The organism is Thermomonas sp. XSG, assembly GCF_014678725.1.
Lineage (GTDB): Bacteria > Pseudomonadota > Gammaproteobacteria > Xanthomonadales > Xanthomonadaceae > Thermomonas.
In genome coordinates, this window is record NZ_CP061497.1 from 2,438,315 (window position 1) to 2,458,622 (window position 20,308).

Here is a 20,308-nt window from a genome sequence, read left to right on the forward strand (position 1 = left end):
GGGCAGATTGGCAGGGATGCGAATTGATCCGGATCAACCCGCGTGGCGGGCCTTCACTGGCGCTGCAGCGCGTAGACGGCGGTTTCCAACCGGGAGACCCCATTCACGAAACCCGGGTGGTCGGCCGGGATCGGGCGCCGTTCGAGCAGGTCGACGCTCCATGCGTCGGCGTACAGCTCCCGCACTTCCGCTTCCGGCACCGAGAACGGCGGGCCATCGCGCTCGGCCTGCGGATACTCCAGCGTGATCAGCAGGCCGCGGCAGCCCGCGGGCAGGCGGGACTGCAGTTCGCCCGCGTAGCGCTGGCGCAGCGCCGGCGGCAGGGCGATCAGTGCGGCGCGGTCGAACACGGCGCTGCAGCCGGCCAGCAGGTCGGCGTCCAGGCCGAAGGCGTCGCCGCAGATGATTTCGATGTCGCCGGCGCGGAAACGGGTGCCGTAGCGGCTGTGCTCGGCGGTGGGCTGCAGGCCGTGTTCGGCGAAGAACTGCTCGATGGCCAGCTCCGACAGCTCTACCCCGAACACCCGGTATCCCTGCGCCGCCAACCAGGCCATGTCCAGCGATTTCCCGCACAGCGGCACGAACACCCGGGCGCCTGCCGGTACGCCCAGCGCCGGCCAGTGCTTCTGCAGCAGCGGGGTGGGGGTGTCCTGGTGGAACCCGATCTGGTTCTGCTGCCAGCGCTGGTGCCAGAAGTCCGGGTGCATGCATGTCTCCTTGGGTCGATGGCGCCCACCGCCGTGCATACCGCTACGCGGCTGGAATGCCGCTACGCGAAACGCGCGACGGTCTCGCCATCGCTGGACGGTTTCAGGATTCCACCGCCAGCCCGTCCACCTTCTGCCAGCCGCGCGGCAGCAGGCCACCGCGCGAACCGCGGGCGCCGAGGTAGGGGTCGAGGTCGCGGAAGGCGAGGGTCATGGTGCGCGCGCCGGACTGCACCAGCAGTTTGCCGCTCTCCGGCACCACCGCGATCGCCACCACCTTTTCGGTGCCGCGCTTGGCCTTCGGGATCTCGATGATCTTGTTGCCTTTGCCCTTGTCCAGCTCGGGCAGCTCGGCCACCGGGAACGCCAGCACGTGGCCGGCGCTGGTCACCGCCACGATGCGGTCGGCCTCGACGCTGGCCACCGCCGCCGGCTGCAGCACGTGGCCGCCTTCGGACAGGGACAGCAGCGCCTTGCCGGCCTTGTTGCGGCTGGTCAGGTTCTCGAAGCGGGTGACGAAGCCGTAGCCGTGGCTGGAGGCGATCACCAGCCGGTCGTCGTTGCCGCCGCTGGCCAGCGCTTCGAAGCTGGCGCCCGGCGCCGGCGAGAAGCGCCCGGTCAGCGGTTCGCCGTTGCCGCGTGCGCTCGGCAGCGTGTGCACGGACGTCGAGTAGCTGCGGCCGGTGGAATCGAGGAAGGCCACCTGCTGGGTGCTGCGCGAGCGTACCGCCGCCAGCAGGCGGTCGCCTTCGCGGTAGGACAGGCCGGCCGCGTCGATGTCATGGCCCTTGGCCGCGCGCACCCAGCCCTTTTCGCTGACTACCACCGTCATCGGCTCGCTGGCCACCAGTTCGGTCTCGTCCAGCGCCTGCGCGGCCTGGCGCGCCACCAGCGGGCTGCGGCGGGCATCACCGAACTTCTTGGCATCGGCCAGCAGTTCGTCCTTGATCAGCTTCTTCAGCTTGGCCTTGCTGTCCAGCGTGGCCATCAGCTTTTCGCGCTCGGCGGCCAGCTCATCCTGCTCGCCGCGGATCTTCATTTCCTCCAGCCGCGCCAGCTGCTTGAGCTTGGTGTCGAGGATGTAGTCGGCCTGGTCCTCGGACAGCTTGAAGCGCGCCATCAGCACCGCCTTCGGCTCGTCCTCGGTGCGGATGATGCGGATGACTTCGTCCAGGTTGAGGAAGGCCACCAGCAGGCCTTCCAGCAGGTGCAGGCGGCGCTCGACCTTGTCCAGCCGGTGCTTCAACCGGCGGGTGACGGTGGTCTGGCGGAACACCAGCCATTCCGACAGCAGCTGCTTCAGGTTCTTCACCTGCGGGCGGCCGTCCATCCCGATCACGTTCATGTTGACCCGGAAGCTCTTTTCCAGGTCGGTGGTGGCGAACAGGTGGCCCATCAGCTGCTCGGCGTCCACACGGTTGCTGCGCGGGATCAGCACGATGCGGGTGGGGTTGGCGTGGTCGGACTCGTCGCGGATGTCCTCCAGCCACGGCAGCTTCTTGGCGCGCATTTGCGCGGCGATCTGTTCGATCACCTTGCTCGGGCTGACCTGGTGCGGCAGCTCGGTGATGACGATGTTGGCCTGTTCCTTCACGAACACGGCGCGCGCACGCACGCTGCCGGTGCCGGTTTCGTAGAGGCCGAGGAGATCGGAAGGCGCGGTGATGATCTCCGCCGCGGTGGGGTAGTCCGGGCCGCGCACGTGCTCGCACAGGTCGCGCACGGTCGCGTCGGGGTCGTCCAGCAGGCGCACGCAGGCGCTGACGAGTTCGTTGAGGTTGTGCGGCGGCAGGTCGGTGGCCATGCCCACGGCGATGCCGGTGGTGCCGTTCAGCAGCAGGTGCGGCAGTCGCGCCGGCATCCAGCTGGGTTCCTCCAGCGTGCCGTCGAAGTTCGGGGTCCAGTCCACGGTGCCCTGGCCGAGTTCGCCGAGCAGCACTTCGGCGATCGGCGAGAGCTTGGATTCGGTGTAGCGCATCGCCGCGAACGACTTGGGGTCGTCGCTGGAGCCGAAGTTGCCCTGGCCCTCGATCAGCGGGTAGCGCCACGAGAACGGCTGCGCCATCAGCACCATCGCCTCGTAGCAGGCGGAGTCGCCGTGCGGGTGGTATTTGCCGATCACGTCGCCGACGGTGCGGGCGGATTTCTTCGGCTTGGCGGCGGCGTTCAGGCCCAGCTCGCTCATCGCGTAGATGATGCGGCGCTGCACCGGCTTGAGGCCGTCGCCGATGAACGGCAGGGCGCGGTCCAGCACCACGTACATGGAGTAGTCGAGGTAGGCGCGCTCGGCGTATTCGCGCAGGGGGATCTGTTCGAAACCGTGGAAGGTGGAGCGGAGGAGATCGTCGGTCATCCGCGCATTCTAAGGCTGCCGCGAGGGTCGGCGGCGGTGGCTGCAAATGCGGCCTGGGCCACGTCGTGGCGCCCGAATGGCAGGGAAAAGACACGTGGCATGGCCCGCTTGCAGCTGCGGTCCGGGCCGTATCGCGGCCCCGTTTTTCCCGCGACCGGGCGCCTCGCTGCGGTCGCCTGCCTGCGCGGGCCGCCGCCGCAGCGTATCGCGATGACCGATTTGCCGGGCTACCGGTGGCATCGTCGGGCGCTGACTCACTATCAGTTACAAAAGTGACGCGATATTTAACATAGTGACAATAAAGGCCACAAGCGAACGGACGCGCCGCAAAATCGGCCGCTCGTGGTTGCGGCCGGCGAAGCCCTCCCTTAATTTCGCCCCGACTCTCGCGGGGCTGTGGGACCGGTTTGTTGAAACAAGCCGGGAGCGCCGGTTGATTGGCCCGCTTCCGCGAAGTGGAGCACTCGTTTCTCAAAGCATTCGGGCGGGCTGCAACAGCGGCTGCCTGGCTCGGTATGCGTTTGTCTTGGGATTCTGTCGAAATGTCGCTTGGTCGGGTTTTTCTCGTCTGCCTGCTGTCAGTGCTCGCGCCTGCGTGGGCGCTGCAGTCGGCGCAGGCGAGGGGCAAGCCAGGCGATCTGCGGGTCGAGCTGCCGGCACGAAAGGCGGGGCTGTGGGAGGTGACCGTGCTGGCCCATGTCCCGCATGGCATGCGTGGCGTGCGGCAGCCGCCGCAGACGGTGCGGCAATGCACCCGAGCCCCGGTCGAGCGAATCATGCTGTTTGCCATCCTCCCCGCACAGGAAAACTGCCGCGACATCCGCGTGGCGAAGCGGGAGGCGGGATACGACATCGACGCGGTGTGCAGCGCGCACGGACGGCGAGTCGAGATGCGCATGGCATTGCGAGGGGATCTCCAAACGGTCTACAGCGGCACCTACACCGCCGAGTATCCCGAGTCTCCGCAGAGCAACTCGGGGACGGTGAGTTTCCAGGGGCGGTGGCTGGGCCCCTGCGCATCCCGGCAGCGCCCGGGCGACATGGTGCTTCCCAACGGCGCCACGGTGAATGTGGTGGATGACGTCGGTCGTGCTGAAAAGCACGGCCATTGAGGATCAGGACATGAAGGTTTCTCGTTCGGCTGCAACCGGGACAGGGTGGATCATGCGAATTACCGAGGCGCTGCAACGTTTTCGCACGAAAATCCGGAGCCGGCTGCCTGGTGCAGCGGGTCGCAGGGGGCTGGCGATGCTGGGTGTGGCCGCGATGCTGGGGGCGGCGCCGATTGCGCAGGCGCAGATCCAGAACGGCGGATTCGAAACCGGCAATTTCTCCAGCTGGACGTTGCGCGACTACAACCGCACCAACACGACGATCCCGGTCACCAGCAGTGCGCAGCTGGGGCTGACGGCGACGGGTGCGGTATCGAACGGAGGCAGTGGCGCGGGTTTTCGCAGTGCGGTGCTGACCAGCGCGGGCACGGCGCCCAATACCAACAACAGTCTGAAGTATCCGTTCTCAGGGAGCGCCTCGGCCAGGCTCGGCGACAGCGGCGGCTTCAAGGCCACGTCCATGGAGCAGGTTGCCACCATGTCGCTGGCTGACGTGGATCCGGTCGACAACAAGGTGCATATCCGCTTTGCCATGGCTCCGGTGCTGAACAATCCGGGGCATGCGGCCTCCCAGCAGCCGTTCTTCTTCGTGGAGGTGATCAACCAGACGAAGGGAACCACGCTGTTCACCACGTTCAACTATTCGAACCAGCCGGGCATTCCCTGGCAAAGCGTGGGCGCCTACCAGTACACGGACTGGCAGGGCTTCGACATCTCGCCCGGTAACGGCCTGCTGGACGTGGGCGACCAGGTGCTGTTGAAGGTCTACGTGTCCAATTGCGCGGCCGGCGCTGCGAATCACACCGGCCAGGTCTATGTGGATGTGTTCGGCTCCAGAATGCCGGGCTTGAGCGTCTCGGCTACCGGGCCTTCCACCACCAAGCCTGGCCAGCAGATCACCTATACCTATAACTACATCAATAACAGCGGCGTGCTGGCGGTGGACTCGCGCGTGCGGCTCGCAGCCCCCATCACCGAGGACGGCCTGCATCTCACTTTCGTGCCCGGCAGCTGGCCGCCCGGTTGCACCGGGCCGTTTGCCGGCACCGCACAGCGCGCGGACTACATCGACTGCCCGGTGGGCGACTTGAACGACGGCGCGGGCGGCAACTTCAACGTCACTTTCACGGTGCCGGCTGGCGCCGCGACGACGGCGCCCAACAACATCATCAACAACGGCGACTACGACATCCGTGCAAGCACGGTCAGTCCGTTCATCGGCCCGCTGGTCAAGACCACCATCCTGCCCGCTGCGACCCCGACGGTGGACCTTGGCATCACCGTCAACAACGGCGGGGTGTCGTCGTACGCGGTCGGCGACGCGATCAGCTACACAGTGACGGTCACCAACAATGGTCCGATCGACGTGGTCGGCGCGGTCATCACCCAGACTCTGTCCGGCGTGACGGGCACGGCGTCCTGGACCTGCGCCCCGGCACCAGCGAGCACCGCCACTTGCGGCGCAGCCAGCGGCAGCGGCGCGATCTCGACCACCGGCAACCTGCCCGTGGCGCAGAGTCTGGTGTACGCGGTCACGGGCATCACCGCGACTGCAGCGGGGACGTCGGCTGTCACCGTTGTCAACGTGGCGCCCCCAGGCGGGACCTCCGACAGCGTAGCGGCCAACAACACCGACGGCGTGAGCACTCCAGTCAGCGCGTCCCAGAACACGCTCACGGTGAACACGGCGGGTGCGGGCACGGGCAAGGTGATCGCCACGCCCGCCACGCTGGCGTGCCCCTCGCCCGGCGGCGCCCCGTGCAGCAGCCAGCTCCTCGGCAATGGCCAGGAAGCCTATCTGAGCGCGGTGGCGGACCCGGGTTCGATCTTCAAGAACTGGTCGGGCGATTGCACCACGATCACCGGTAGCCAGTGCTACGTGAAGATGGGCACGACGGACCTGTCGGTGACGGCGGTGTTCGCCAAGGTGTGGACGGTGACCCCGTCCATCGTCGGCGGCACGATCACGCCCAACAGCCCGCAGACGGTGGAAGACGGGCAAGGCGTCGGCTTCACGATCACGCCGGGAACGGCGGGCCAGATTCCGGTAATCACGACCCCGGGCGGTGCCAATACGTGCCCCGGCGTCCTGAGCGGCCCGGTGAGCGGCAACTATGCCTGGAACGTCAGCCCGGTGACGGAGGACTGCGCGTTCCACGTGACGTTCCTGGCCCCCGACCCCAAGGTCGAGGTGGTCAAGAGCGCGGCATCGGCGGGCCCCTACACGACGGGAAGCGTGGTCGATTACCAGTTCGTGGTCACCAATACCGGCAACGTAGCGCTGACCGGCATCGTGGTGAACGATCCGCAGCTGGATGCGGCGGCGGTTTGCCCGGTGACGACGCTGGCGGCGGGTGCGGCCACCACCTGCACGGGCAGCCACACGGTGACCGCGGCGGAAGTGGCGGCCGGCTACGTGCGCAACAGCGCGACCGCAACCGGCACGCCGCCCTCGGGGCCGGACGTGACCAGTCCGCCGAGCGTCGTGGACACGCCGACGGCGCAGAACCCGGCGATGAGCATCGTCAAGTCGGTGACCTCGGTCGGCCCCTACACGACGGGCAGCACGGTCGACTACCAGTTCCTGGTGACCAACACGGGTGACGTGACGCTTACCGGCATCGTGGTGAACGACACGCAGCTGAGCGCGCCGGCGGTTTGCCCGGTGACGACGCTGGCGCCGGGTGCGGCCACCACCTGCACGGGCAGCCACACGGTGACCGCGGCGGAAGTGGCGGCCGGCTACGTGCACAACAGCGCGACGGTGACCGGCCAGCCGCCGACGCCGCCGGGCGGCCCGGTGCCGCCGCCGGTGACCAGCCCGCCGGGCACGACGGACACGCCGACCGCGCAGAACCCCGCGATGACGGTGGCGAAGTCGGTGACCTCGGCGGGTCCGTACACGACGGGCAACACGGTCGACTACCAGTTCCTGGTGACCAATACCGGTGACGTGATCCTGAGCGGCATCGTGGTGAACGACGCGCAGCTGAGCGCGCCGGCGGTGTGCCCGGTAACGACGCTGACGCCGGGTGCGGCCACCACCTGCACGGGCAGCCACACGGTGACCGCGGCGGAAGTGGCGGCCGGCTACGTGCACAACAGCGCGACGGTGACCGGCCAGCCGCCGACGCCGCCGGGCGGCCCGGTGCCGCCGCCGGTGACCAGTCCGCCGAGCGCGGTGGACGTGGCGACGACGCAGAACCCCGCGATGACGGTGGCGAAGTCGGTGACTTCGGCCGGGCCGTATGCCGTGGGCGGCGTGATCGCCTATCAGTTCGTGGTGACCAATACGGGTGACGTGACCCTGACCGGCATCGTGGTGAACGATGCGCTGCTGGATGCCGCGGCGGTATGCCCGGTGACGACGCTGGCGCCGGGTGCGGCCACCACCTGCTCCGGTGGCCACACGGTGACCGCGGCGGAAGTGTCCGCGGGGTTCGTCCGGAACAGCGCGACTGCGACCGGCCAGCCGCCGACGCCGCCGGGGGGGGTGGTGCCGCCCGCGGTGACCAGCCCGCCGAGCGTGGTGGTCACGGCGACCGCGCAGGACCCGGCGCTGGAGATCGTCAAGTCGGTGACTTCCGCAGGCCCGTACACCCTGGGCAGCGTGATCGACTATCAGTTCGTGGTGACCAACACGGGCGATGTAACCCTGAGCGGCGTGGCGGTGAACGACGCGAAGCTGGACGCGATGGCCGTGTGTCCGGTTGCGGTGCTCAACCCGACGGACAGTACGACCTGCACCGGCAGCCACACGGTAACCGCGGCAGACGTGGCGACCGGCTATGTGCACAACAGCGCCACCGCAATGGGGACCCCGCCGCTGGTCCCGGGCGGCCCGGCGCCGACGTCGATCACCTCGCCGCCCAGCGAGGTGGACACCGCTCTTGAGCAAAGTCCTGCCATGACCCTGGTGAAGTCCGCCAGCTCGGCGGGTCCTTTCGGCGCGGGTGACGTGATTCCTTATGCGTTCGTGGTGACCAACACGGGCGATGTAAACCTGAGCGGCCTTGTGGTGAACGATCCGCTGCTGGATGCGCCTGCCGCATGCCCGGTGACGACGCTGGCGCCCGGGGCGTTCACGACCTGCACGGGCGGGCATACCGTTACGGCAGCGGAAGTGGCGGTCGGCTACGTCCACAACAGTGCGACGGTCACCGGTCAGCCGCCCACCGTGCCGGGTAGCCCGCCGACGCCGTCCATCACCACGCCGCCGAGTACGGTGGACACCGCTACCGCGCAGAACCCGTCGTTGGCGATCGTGAAGTCGGTGACTTCGGTCGGGACCTATCGTCAGGGCAGCGAGATCGCCTACCAGTTCGTGGTGACCAATACCGGCGACGTCAATCTGGCCGGCATCGTGTTGAACGATGCTTTGCTCGATGCGCCTGCGGTCTGCCCCGCGGCGGCCCTGTCGCCCGGCGCTTCGATGACCTGCACCGGCATCCACACGGTGACCGCGGCGGACATGGCGACGGGCTACGTGCACAACAGCGCCACGGTGACCGGCCAGCCGCCGGCGATACCGGGTGGCCCGACTCCTCCGCCGGTGACCAGTACGCCGAGCACGGTGGATACCCCGACTGCGCAGTATCCGGAAATGCGCGTCATCAAGTCGGTCTCGTCTCCCGGCCCCTATGCCGCCGGCGACCTGATCGCCTACCGGTTCGAGGTGACCAATACCGGCAGCGTGACCATGACCGACGTCGTGGTGAACGATGCGCGGCTGGACGCACCGGCGACGTGCCCAGCGACCACGCTGGCCCCCGGCGTCACCACGGTCTGCACCGGCGCCTACACGGTGACCGCAGCGGACGTGGCTGCCGGTTATGTGCAGAACACGGCCACCGTGACCGGCCAGCCGCCGACGGTGCCGGGCGGCTCCACACCGCCGGCGGTGACCAGTCCGCCGAGCACGGTGACGACCTCCACCGCGCAGAGCCCGGGCCTGACCCTGGTCAAGTCGGTAACGTCCAGCGGCCCGTACACGATCGGCAGCGTGATCGCCTACCAGTTCGAAGCGACCAATACCGGTGACGTGACCCTGTCCGGCATCGTGGTGAACGATGCGCAGCTGGACGCGCCGGCGAGTTGCGCCGCGACGGTGCTGGCGCCGGGCGAGGCCACGCTCTGCACCGGCAGCTACACGGTGACTGCGGCGGATGTGGCCGCCGGCAACGTCCGCAACACCGCGACCGCGACAGGGGTGCCGCCGACGGTGCCGGGCGGTCCGGCGCCGACGCCGATCACCAGCACGCCGAGCACGGTGGATGCGGCGACGGTGCAGAACCCGATGCTGACCATCGTCAAGTCGGTGAGTTCGGCTGGCCCGTACACGGCGGGCAGCGTCATCGCCTACCAGTTCGTGGTGCGCAACGCCGGCGACGTGACCCTGTCCGGTGTGGCGGTGCATGACGATCTGTTGGATGCGCCTGCGGTTTGCCCGGCGGCCATTCTGGCCCCGGGGGCGACGATGACCTGCACCGGCAGCTACACGGTGACGGCTGCGGACGTCGAAGCGGGCAACGTGCACAACGTGGCGACCGCCACCGGCACGCCGCCGGTGGTGCCGGGCGGTCCGACGCCGACGCCGGTGTCCAGCGAGCCGAATGAAGTGGACACGCCGATCGCGCAGCAGCCGGCCATCGCCACCGCCAAGACCGCGACCCTGACCGTGGACAACGCCACGCCGGGCAAGGCCAACATCGGCGACGTCATCACCTACGCGGTGACGGTCACCAACACCGGCGACGTGACCCTCAACGACGTGGCAGTGGAGGACACCATGGACGGCTATGCCCCGACCACGCTGGCCTGCACGCCGACCACGCTGGCTCCGGGCCAGACCGCCGCTTGCGCCACCTACACCCACACGGTGACGGCGGAGGATGCCAACCGCATGGGCGGCAGCCTGGACAACAAGGTGGTGGCCACCGGCACCGCGACAACGGGAGGCAGCGTGTCGTTCAGCGTCACCGCGCTCGGCAACGCGGTGGTGATGGTCGAACCCGACCCGGTTCAGATCCGCATCGTGAAGTCCGCGACCCCGTACGACGTGAAGGTGGGCGACCTGGTGCGCTACACGCTGGCGATCCAGAACACCGGCACCACGCCGCTGGTCGGCGGCAACATCGTCGATACGCCGCCGGCGGGCTTCAGCTACGTCGACGGTTCGCTGGCGGTGGACGACGCCGACAAGGCGGGCCAGTTGACCGGCATCCACCCGATCACCGTCGCCAACATCGACCTGCCGGCGGGCCAGACCGCGATGGTCACCTACCTGCTGCGCGTGGGCGCGGGCGTCCGCGCCGGCATCCACACCAACAGCGCACTGGTGCGCGACCGCGGCGAGACGGTGTCGAACCTGGCCACGGCCAGCGTGCAGCTGAGCGCCAATCCGATGCTGGACGAATCGCTGATCGTGGGCACGGTGTTCGACGACCGCGACGGCGATGGCTGGCAGGACAGCGCCGCGCTGGGCGGGGTGAAGGTGCAGGGCGGCTTCGCGCCGGACGCCTACGTGGCCGGCTCGACGACGGTGGACCGCGGCAACGGCGCCCAGCCGGAAGCCGACGCCAGCGCGCCGCTGCTGCATGGCATCGCCCTCGGCGCCATCGCCGGGCGCGCGTCCGAAGCCGATCCGGCCGCGAAGCATCGCGTGGTGATCAGCCAGACACTGTCCGCGCTGGAGTTCACCGGCGACTTCGTGCTGACCAGCGACGAAGGCGTGACGGTGCGCATGGACGCCGCCGGCAACACCACGGTGGAGCGCGCGGGCCAGGCCGCCAAGGGCCTGACCGCCGCCGCGCCGACGGTGTCGCGCACGGTCAGCCAGGTGGCCGACGGCTACCGCGTGGACTACGTGATCGAGAACGTGGGCGTCGACGAGCGCGGCATCCCGGGCGTGCGCATCGCCTCGGTGGAAGGCTTGCTGGTGGAAACCGACCAGTTCGGCCGCTACCACCTGACCGGCATCGACGGCGGGCGCTGGGAGCGCGGGCGGAACTTCATCCTGAAGGCCGACCCCGCCACCCTGCCGCCGGGCAGCGAGTTCACCACCGAGAACCCGCGCCTGCGCCGGGTCACCCCGGGCCTGCCGGTGCGCTTCGACTTCGGCGTGAAGCTGCCGGCCGGGCTGATCGAGGGCGGCACGCAGCCGGTCGAGCTGGAGCTGGGCGAGGTGCTGTTCGACCCCGAGAGCGCCAGCCTGCGCAGCGAGTATCTGCCGGTCGTCGAGAAGATGGCCGCGCAGATCCGCGAGCACGGCGCCGGAGAAGTCGTGATCTTCGCCAACGGCGAGCGCGAGGCGCTGGCCTTCGATCGCGCGAAGGCGGTGCGAGAAGCGCTGCTGGCGCAGCTCGATCCGGCGCTGGCGCAGGCCACCACGGTCAGCCTGCGCACCGACCTGGCCGACCCACGCAGCACGCTGCTGTCGCTGGGCGAGTCGCCGGTGCTGGGCACGGTGCTGTTCGACACCGACAAGTCGGCGATCAAGCCCGAGTTCGCGCCGGTGATCGAGAAGATCGCCGCCGACATCGAGAAGCTGGGCGGCGGCGTGGTGGGCGTGATCGGCCATGCCGACCGCCGCGGGTCGGACGCCTACAACGTGGCGCTGGGCCTGCGCCGGGCCAAGGCGGTGTACGAGGCCATCGCGGCCAGGCTGGGCGCGGAGGCGCGCAGCCGGCTGCGGGTGGAAATCAACGATGACCCGACGGCCCCGGTCGGCCTGAAGAGCCGCTGAGGGGAACGCGAATGAAGACCATGAAGATGAAGGTGCTGGACTGCGCGCTGATCGGCATCCTGGCCGGCCTGGCGTCGCAGGGCGCGATGGCGCAGGAGGCGGCGCAGGCCGCGGGTGCCCAGGCGGACGTGGATTGCACCAACGCCGGCTGTGCGGCCAACGGCGAGATCCTGATGCGGGTGCGCACCCGCGGCGAGCGCCAGCCCGAGACGGCCGGCGCGGCGTACACCTCGCCGGCGCTGCAGCCCGACCGCCGCGTCACCGTGGAGACCGAGCAGCCCGGCAAGGCCGTGGCGCTGGGCAAGTGGTCGGTGCAGCTGCCGAACGGCGGCGTGCTGTGGGCGACCGAAGACCCCAGCCTCGGCCAGCCGCAGCTGGACGTGTCGGCCAGCGCGATCGTGCCGTTCGACGGCAGCCGGATCACCAAGCCGGTGCGCTTCTACGGCTACAGCAACTACAGCGCGTTCATCGAGCGCGCCGAAGTGCTGGTGTTCCGCGCCAGCGACGCCGACCTGGTGACGCCGGTGGCGACCATCCCGCTGCCGGTGGCGGCGGTGGCCGACGCCGAATGGGACGGCACGTTGCCCGCCACCTTCCAGGCGCGGGCCGGCGACGAACTGGTCTACCTGGTGCGCGCCTACGGCCAGGACGGCAGCTTCGACGAAACCTGGCCGCGCCGCATGCAGCTGGTGACGCCGGACGAGGCCGAACGCGGCAGCCAGGCCCTGCGCAACGCCACCGAGCGCAAGCTGGGGCAGAGCCTGGGCGCCGACGACGCGGAGTCCGCCAGCCTGCTGGACGGCGTGTTCGGCAGCAGCAACCTGCGCGTGCAGAACATCCCGATCCACGGCTCCCGGATCCGCATCCAGGGCCGCAACCTGCCGGACAACGCCAGCGTCAAGATCAACGGCCGCAGCTTCCCGCTGGACGTCGAGCGCAAGCTGGTCGCCGAGTACCTGGCGCCGGTCGGCCAGCACCGCTTCGACATCGAAGTGGGCGGCGCCGGCCTGCCGTCGCCGATCCAGCGCACGCTGGACGTGGACGTCAGCGGCAAGTACATGTTCGCGGTGGCGCTGGCCGACGTGACCGTCTCCGGCAACAGCGTGTCCGGTTCGATCGAGCCGCTGGCCGGCGACGACCACTTCGAGAAGGACCTGACCGTGGACGGCCGCCTGGCCTTCTACCTGAAGGGCAAGATCCAGGGCAAATACCTGGTCACCGCGCAGGCCGACACCCGCGAGCGCGAGGTGAGCGACCTGTTCAACGGCTTCTGGAAGGCCGAGCCGCAGGACATCTTCCGCCGCCTCGATCCGGACCAGTACTACCCGGTCTACGGCGACGACTCCACGACCTACCGCGACGTGGACACCATGGGCCGCCTGTACGTCCGCGTGGACTGGGACAAGAGCCAGGCGCTGTGGGGCAACTTCAACACCGGCATCACCGGCACCGAATATGGCCAGTACTCGCGCTCGCTCTACGGTGGCGCGCTGAGCTGGCGCAGCCGGCGCAGCACCGCGCAGGGCGAGGCCGGCAGCGAGCTGAAGGTGTTCGGTTCCGAGGCGCAGACCGCGCCGGGCCACAGCGAATTCCTCGGCACCGGCGGCAGCCTGTACTACCTCAAGCACACCGACGTGCTGCCGGGCTCCGAGCGCGTGGTGCTGGAGGTCCGCGATCCGGCCACCGGCCGCACCGAGGCCCGCGTCGAGCTGCAGGACGGCGCCGACTACCAGATCGACGACATGCAGGGCCGGATCATCCTGACCCGCCCGCTGTCGGTGGTGACCCGCGAGAACGTGCCCAGCCTGACCCGCGACACCCCGCTGGACGGGCTGCTGCAGGTGCTGCTGGTGGACTACGAGTACATCCCGCAGGGCTTCGACGCCGACGAGATGACCACCGGCGTGCGCGGCAAGCACTGGTTCGGCGACCACCTCGCCATCGGCGGCACCTATGTCGACGAGAACCGCGCGGGCGACGACTACACCCTGGCCGGGGTGGACATCACCCTGCAGGCCGGGCGAGGCACCTACCTGAAGGTGGAGCAGAGCCGCACCGAGGCGACCAGCGCGCCGGTGTTCTTCTCGAGCAACGGCGGCCTGAGCTTCACCCAGACCAACCCGACGTCCGGCGTCCGCAAGGGCGACGCGCGCGCGCTCGAGGCGCGCGCGAACTTCAAGGAGCTGGGCTGGACCGAGCTCGACTGGTCGAGCGCCGCGTGGTGGCGGCAGGTCGACGCCGGCTTCTCGATCTCGCGCTTCGACACCGGCATGGACATCGAGGAATACGGCGGCGAGCTGCTCGGGCAGTTCACGCCGAACCTCAGCCTGCATGCCCGCTACAGCCGCGCCGAGCGCGGGCTGGAAGCGCTGACCCAGGGCCAGGCCACGGTCGAATGGCGGATCAGCGACTTCGACACCCTGGCGGCCGAACTGCGCCGCGTCGAGGAAAATCGCATCGGCGGCAGCGCCGCCGGCCTGCTGGCCGCAGTGCAGTACAAGCGCCGCTTCGGCACCTCGCTGGAGCTGTACGGCACCGCGCAGAAGACCGTGGACGACGACGGCGGCAAGTACGCCGACAACGACGCGATCACCATCGGCGGCAAGTACCTGTTCGGCGACCTGTCCAGCGTCAACGCGGAGTTCACCAGCGGCGACCGCGGCGACGCGGCGGTGATTGGCGCGGAGTACCGCCTCAACCCGAACCACGCGCTGTACGCCAATTACACCCACAGCACCGACCGCAGCCCGTACGACCCGCTGTTCAACGCACGTCGCGACACCGGCTGGACGCTGGGCCAGCGCTGGCGGCTGTCCAACCAGGTGAACCTGTACAACGAAAGCCAGTGGCTGAAGGCGCCGAACCAATCGGGCCTCGCGCATACCTTCGGCATGGATTTCTATCCCGCGCTGGGCTGGAACCTGGGCTTCGCGCTGCAGCAGGCCGACCTGGACACCGGCACGGGCGAGGTCGACCGCCGCGCGGTCAGCGTCAATGGCGGGCGCACCTCCAACGCCACCCAGTGGCAGAGCAAGCTGGAGTTCCGGCGCGACACCGGCGCCGAGCGTCGCGAGCAGTGGGTGACCACCAACAGCTTGACCCACAAGCTCAGCGAGAGCTTCCGCATCGCCGCGCGGTTGAATTACTCGAAGACCACCGACGAGATCGACGCCAGCGCCGGTGCCAAGTTCATGGAAGGCAACCTCGGCTTCGCCTGGCGGCCGTGGGACAGCGCCCGCTGGGCGCTGTTCGGCCGCTACACCTACCTGTACGACGTGTCCGCGCTGCCGCAGATCGGCGACAACGTGGCCAATTACGACCAGCGCAGCCAGGTGCTGTCGCTGGAGGGCGTGTACAAGGCCGACGACCGCTGGGAGTTCGCCGGCAAGCTGGCGCGCCGCACCGGCGAGGTGCGCATGGGCCGGCTGGAAGGCGCGTGGGCGGACGCGACCACCAGCTTCGCGGCCGGGCAGGTGCGCTACGACATCGGTGGGCAGTGGCATGCGCTGGGTGAGCTCCGCGTGCTGGACGTGAGCCAGGGCGGCAGTCGTTCCGGTTTCCTGGTGGCCGTGGATCGCGACCTGGGCCGGAACTTCCGGATCGGTGTGGGCTACAACTTCACCGACTTCAGCGATGACCTCACCAATTTCGACTACGACCACAAGGGCTTCTTCCTCAACGTGGTCGGGCGCTACTGATGTAACGCGCCAAGCCCTTCCGCACCCTTGCGGCCCGCCGGCAGGAATGTCGGCGGGTCTTCTTTTGGCGATTGCCGGCTAACCGCCGCCGTGCCGCCGCAGCGCCCATTCCACGTGCTCGCGCACGACGGGCGAAGGATGGTGGCGGCGGGTTGCCAGCGCCGCCAGCACCTCCGGCGTGGTCGGCGCGTTGCCGAGGGCAATCGCGATGTTGCGCAGCCAGCGCTCGTGCCCGCTGCGGCGGATCGCGCTGCCCTCGCTGCGGCGCAGGAATTCCTCTTCCTCCCACGCGAACAGCTCGGCCAGACTGGCAGTGTCGAGGTCGTTGCGGACGCGGAAATCCGGCTCGTCGCTGCGCCGGGCGAACTTGTTCCACGGGCACACCAGCTGGCAGTCGTCGCAACCGAAGATGCGGTTGCCCATCAGCGGGCGCAGTTCCTCGTCGATGCTGCCTTCATGTTCGATGGTGAGGTAGGAAATGCAGCGGCGTGCATCCAGCCGGTAGGGCGCGGTGATCGCGCCGGTCGGGCAGATATCGATGCAGCGGGTGCAGCTGCCGCAATGGGCGGTGGCCGGCGGGTCCACCGGCAGCGGGATGTCGACGAAGAGCTCGCCGAGGAAGAACCAGCTGCCGCCGTCCCTGTCTATCAGGCAGGTGTGCTTGCCGATCCAGCCCAGCCCGGCGTTGCGCGCCAGCGCGCGCTCCAGCACCGGCGCGGAGTCGGTGAAGGCGCGGTGGCCGAACGGGCCGATCTCGGCCTGCACCGCTTCGGCCAGTCTTTGCAGGCGGTTGCGCATCAGCTTGTGGTAGTCGCGGCCCAGTGCGTAGCGCGCCACATAGGCGCGCTCGTGTTCGCGCAGGTTGGCCCAGGCGGCGTCCGGGTCCTTGCCGTAGTCCAGACCCACCGAGATCACCCGGATCGTCCCCGGCAGCAGCTCCGCCGGCCGCGCGCGCAGCGCGCCATGGCGCGCCATCCATTCCATCGAGCCGTACAGTTGCTGGCCCAGCCAGTCGAGCAGGTGCGCTTCGTCCTGCTTGAGTTCCACCCCCGTGATGCCCACCCGCTGGAAGCCGGCGGCGTGCGCAAGGGCGCGGATGCGCGCGGCAAGCGCGTTGTAGTCGGGCGTGGACATGGCGCAAATTATAGGTTCGCACCCGGGAACCACCGCCATGCACGCTCCGCTGCCGCTGTTCGACCCCGCCGCGCTGCGCGCACTGGAAGCGCGCGGCACTGCGCTGTGCGATGGCGATGCGTTCGCGCTGATGGCGCTTGCCGGGCAGGCCGGCTGGCGCTGCGCGCTCAAGCACTGGCCGCGGGCAATGCGGATCGTGGTCGCCTGCGGGCCGGGCAACAACGGCGGCGACGGCTACGTGCTGGCGCGGCATGCGCACGAGGCCGGCCGCGGGGTGCGCGTGCTGCGCCTGGCCGAGCCGGCCAGTGAACTGGCGCGGCGCGCCTGCGCGGACTATCTCGCGGCTGGCGGGATCATCGGCAGCGAACTGGGCGATGCCGAGCTGATCGTCGATGCCCTGTTCGGCATCGGCCTTGCGCGTGCGCCGGACCCGACCGCCGCCGCGCTGATCGACGCCATCAACGCGCACCCCGCGCCGGTGCTGGCGTTGGACGTGCCCACCGGCATCGATGCCGCCATCGGCAGTGCGCCGGGCGCGGCGGTCGATGCCGATTGCACGCTGCAGTTCATCGCCCGCCATCGCGGCCTGCGCACCGGCACGGCGCTGGACCACTGCGGCGAGCTGGAGCTGGCGGTGCTGGACCTGCCGGCGTCGGTGTTCGACGGCATTGCGCCGGCCGCACTGGCGTTCCGCGCCGATGCGCTGGCCGGCTTCTTCCCGCTGCGCCCGCGCGATGGCCACAAGGGCCGCAATGGCCACGTGCTGTGCATCGGCGGCGATGCCGGCAGCGGCGGCGCGATCCTGCTGGCCGCACAGGCAGCGCTGCGCAGTGGCGCCGGCCTCGTCAGCGTGGCGACCCGCGAGGCGCACGTGCCCGCGCTGCTGGCGCGCTGCCCGGAAGCGATGGTGCATGCGGTGGAAGGCACGGCGGAACTGCTACCGCTGCTGGACCGCGCGGACGTGCTCGCACTCGGCCCGGGGCTGGGGCAGGGCGAATGGGGCCGTGCTCTGTTCCATGCCGCGCTGGCCTGCAACAAGCCGCGCGTGCTGGATGCCGACGCGCTCAATCTCCTGGCGTCGACGGGCGCACCACTGCGCGCGGATGACATCGTCACCCCGCATCCGGGCGAGGCCGCACGCCTGCTGGGCGGCGCTACCGCGGAGCTGCAGAGTGATCGTTTCGCGGCGGCTGTCGCCCTGCAGGCGCGGCTTGGCTGCACGGTGGTGCTGAAGGGCGCCGGCAGCATCGTGCAGGCTGCGGGCCACCCGCCTGTGGTGATCTGCGCCGGCAATCCCGGCATGGGCACCGGCGGCATGGGCGATGTGCTGACCGGCGTCGTTGCGGCGCTGCGTGGCCAGGGCTTCGATGCACATGACGCGGCGGTCGCCGGGGCGCTGCTGCATGCCGCCGCGGGCGATGCGGCCGCGCGCGAGGACGGCGAGCGCGGCCTGCTGCCCTCCGACCTGCTGCCGTGGTTGCGCAGGTTGGCCAATCCGATGCGACGATAGCGGGATGTCCGATTTCCTTCTTCCCGATGCCGCCGCCACCGAAGTGCTGGGCGCGCGGCTGGCGCAGACCCTGCCCGAGCGCGCGGTGATCCAGCTGCACGGCGATCTGGGCGCCGGCAAATCCACCCTCGCACGCGCGCTGCTGCGTGCACTCGGCGTCACCGGCACCATCCGCAGTCCCACCTACACGCTGGTCGAGCAGTACGCGCTGCCCGCCGGCGGGCTGGCCTTGCACCTCGACCTGTACCGGATCGGCAATCCGGGCGAACTGGAGTTCCTCGGCCTTGATCCGGCCGAGGCCCGGCTGTGGCTGGTGGAGTGGCCGGAGCGCGGACAGGGCGCGCTACCGCCGGTGGACCTGGACATCACGCTGGCGGTGGACGGCGATGGGCGTCGCTGCCGGCTGGACGCGCGGACCGCGGTGGGCCGGCAATGGCTGGCGGCGATCGGCATGGTCTGAAGTTGCCGGTGCAAGCTCTGCACGGGTCGAGGAAAGTCTTGCAGGTTGCGGATTATTCAGGGAAAAATGCTTGCGTCTGCTCTCGACAGGTGCTTAACTCCCGGCCATGCGTCCGATGGGGAACCGCTGCAATCGCGTCTTGCCGGCAGCCATGCTGCTGGTCGCTTCTGCCTGCTTCCATGTAAATGCTTCTGAAATCAAGCAGTTGCGCATCGAAACCGGGGCTACCGGTACGCGCGCCGAACTGCATCTGGACAAGGCCGGCGAGTACCGGCTGATTCCGCTTTCCAATCCCGATCGGCTGGCGGTGGACTTCCCCGCCAGCCATCTGGCGCGCGGCCTGACGCTGCCGGCCGCCGCCGGCATGATCAAGGCTGTCCGCACCGGGCAGCCGGTTCCGGGTACGGTGCGGGTGGTGTTCGATCTGGCCAGCAAGGTCAGGGCGATCCCGACCACGCTGGATACCGCCGCGTCCGGCACCGTGCTGGTGCTGGAATGGCCCGGTGATCCGGCGCCGGCGTCCGTGCCGGCCACTGCCGCCGCCACGCCCACCGTCGCCACGACCGAAAAGCCAGTGACCGCAGGCCCGTCGCCGTCCACCGGCACGCCCGCCGCCGATCCCATCGCCGCCTTCGCCACCGCCGCGATGCCGACGCAGGGCGTGCCTGCCAAGCCCGCCGTCGCCACGACGCCCACGCTGCCGCCTGCCGCCACATCCTCCGTGCAGCAGGCCGCGCAGGACGTGTCCGCCCCCCGGTCGCTGCCGCAGGCGGGTACCCGCCCGCTGGTGGTTGCCATCGATGCCGGCCATGGCGGGCAGGACCCCGGTGCGCACGGCCCCAACGGCACCCGCGAGAAGGACATCACCCTCGCCATCGCCCGCGAGCTGGCCCGCCAGGTCAACGCCACGCCGGGTCTGAAGGCGTTCCTGACCCGCGACAGCGATGTGTACATCCCGCTGAACCACCGCGCCCGCCGCGCCAGCGCCAATCGCGCCGACATCTTCCTGTCGATCCATGCCGATGCCGCCGAGAACCGCGGCGCGCGTGGCTCCTCCGTGTACGTGCTGTCCACCCGTGGCGCCTCCTCGCAGCGCGCGCGCTGGCTGGCGGACAAGGAGAACGCAGCCGACATCATCGGCGGCGAGCGCGTGCGCGTGGCCGACAACACCCTGACCTCGGTGCTGCTGGATCTCACCCAGAGCGGCAACATGAAGGCGTCCGAGGACGCCGCCGAGCATGTGCTGGGCGGCCTCAAGCGTGTCGGCAACAACCACAAGCCGGACGTCGAGCGCGCCAACTTCGCGGTGCTTCGCACCTCCGACAAGATGCCGGCGATGCTGGTGGAAACCGCCTTCATCTCAAACCCGGATGAAGAGAAGCGGCTGGCCGACCCGAATTTCCAGCGCACGCTCGCCAGCGCGATCCTGGACGGTGTCGACCGCTATTTTTCGCGCCAGCCGCCGCCCGGCACGCTGTACGCGGCGCGCGCGCAGGCCAGCCAGTCGGCACAGATCCCGTCGTCCGGGCGGACGCTGGAGATCGCCGCGGTGGGCGCCGGCGGCAGTCCCTGACGCCGCGACCCTCGCCG

Annotated in this window: 9 protein-coding genes; 6 read left to right on the forward strand and 3 right to left on the reverse strand. The window is 69.6% G+C overall.

Annotated features, from left to right (window positions below; all coding sequences use genetic code 11):
- Positions 1-53 precede the first annotated feature (53 nt).
- Positions 54-707, reverse strand: a complete 654-nt coding sequence (locus ICG51_RS11525) for a thiopurine S-methyltransferase (protein WP_190280496.1) — start codon at positions 705-707, stop codon at positions 54-56.
- A 103-nt stretch (positions 708-810) separates the two neighbouring features.
- Positions 811-3,060 carry a DNA topoisomerase IV subunit A gene (gene parC, locus ICG51_RS11530; RefSeq protein ID WP_190280497.1) on the reverse strand — a complete coding sequence of 750 codons (2,250 nt, stop codon included), beginning with the start codon at positions 3,058-3,060 and terminating at the stop codon, positions 811-813.
- A gap of 437 nt (positions 3,061-3,497) precedes the next feature.
- On the opposite strand from parC, the gene ICG51_RS11535 reads away from it, so the two are divergent.
- From ICG51_RS11535 to ICG51_RS11545, 3 genes are all read left to right on the forward strand, one after another.
- Positions 3,498-4,172: a DUF3617 family protein gene (locus tag ICG51_RS11535; RefSeq protein ID WP_190280498.1), complete on the forward strand. Its 675-nt coding sequence runs from the start codon at positions 3,498-3,500 to the stop codon at positions 4,170-4,172.
- Between the two features lie 136 nt (positions 4,173-4,308).
- Complete coding sequence (locus tag ICG51_RS11540; RefSeq protein WP_190280499.1) at positions 4,309-11,916, forward strand: OmpA family protein; 7,608 nt, start codon at positions 4,309-4,311, stop codon at positions 11,914-11,916.
- Positions 11,917-11,927: 11 nt separating this feature from the next.
- Complete coding sequence (locus tag ICG51_RS11545; protein WP_223809440.1) at positions 11,928-15,614, forward strand: hypothetical protein; 3,687 nt, start codon at positions 11,928-11,930, stop codon at positions 15,612-15,614.
- A gap of 78 nt (positions 15,615-15,692) precedes the next feature.
- On the opposite strand, the gene queG is transcribed toward ICG51_RS11545, so the two are convergent.
- A complete protein-coding gene (gene queG, locus ICG51_RS11550) occupies positions 15,693-16,748 on the reverse strand; it encodes a tRNA epoxyqueuosine(34) reductase QueG (protein ID WP_190280500.1) in 1,056 nt (351 codons plus the stop codon).
- 37 nt (positions 16,749-16,785) lie between these two features.
- Between queG and ICG51_RS11555 the strand changes: the two genes are divergently transcribed.
- The 3 genes from ICG51_RS11555 (at position 16,786) to ICG51_RS11565 (ending at position 20,291) form a co-directional block, all read left to right on the forward strand.
- Positions 16,786-18,258 (forward strand): NAD(P)H-hydrate dehydratase, encoded by a 1,473-nt coding sequence (locus ICG51_RS11555; RefSeq protein ID WP_190280501.1) that lies wholly within the window; start codon positions 16,786-16,788, stop codon positions 18,256-18,258.
- A 4-nt stretch (positions 18,259-18,262) separates the two neighbouring features.
- Positions 18,263-18,718: a tRNA (adenosine(37)-N6)-threonylcarbamoyltransferase complex ATPase subunit type 1 TsaE gene (gene tsaE, locus ICG51_RS11560; protein ID WP_190280502.1), complete on the forward strand. Its 456-nt coding sequence runs from the start codon at positions 18,263-18,265 to the stop codon at positions 18,716-18,718.
- 106 nt (positions 18,719-18,824) lie between these two features.
- A complete protein-coding gene (locus ICG51_RS11565) occupies positions 18,825-20,291 on the forward strand; it encodes an N-acetylmuramoyl-L-alanine amidase (protein ID WP_190280503.1) in 1,467 nt (488 codons plus the stop codon).
- The last annotated feature ends 17 nt before the right edge of the window (positions 20,292-20,308 follow it).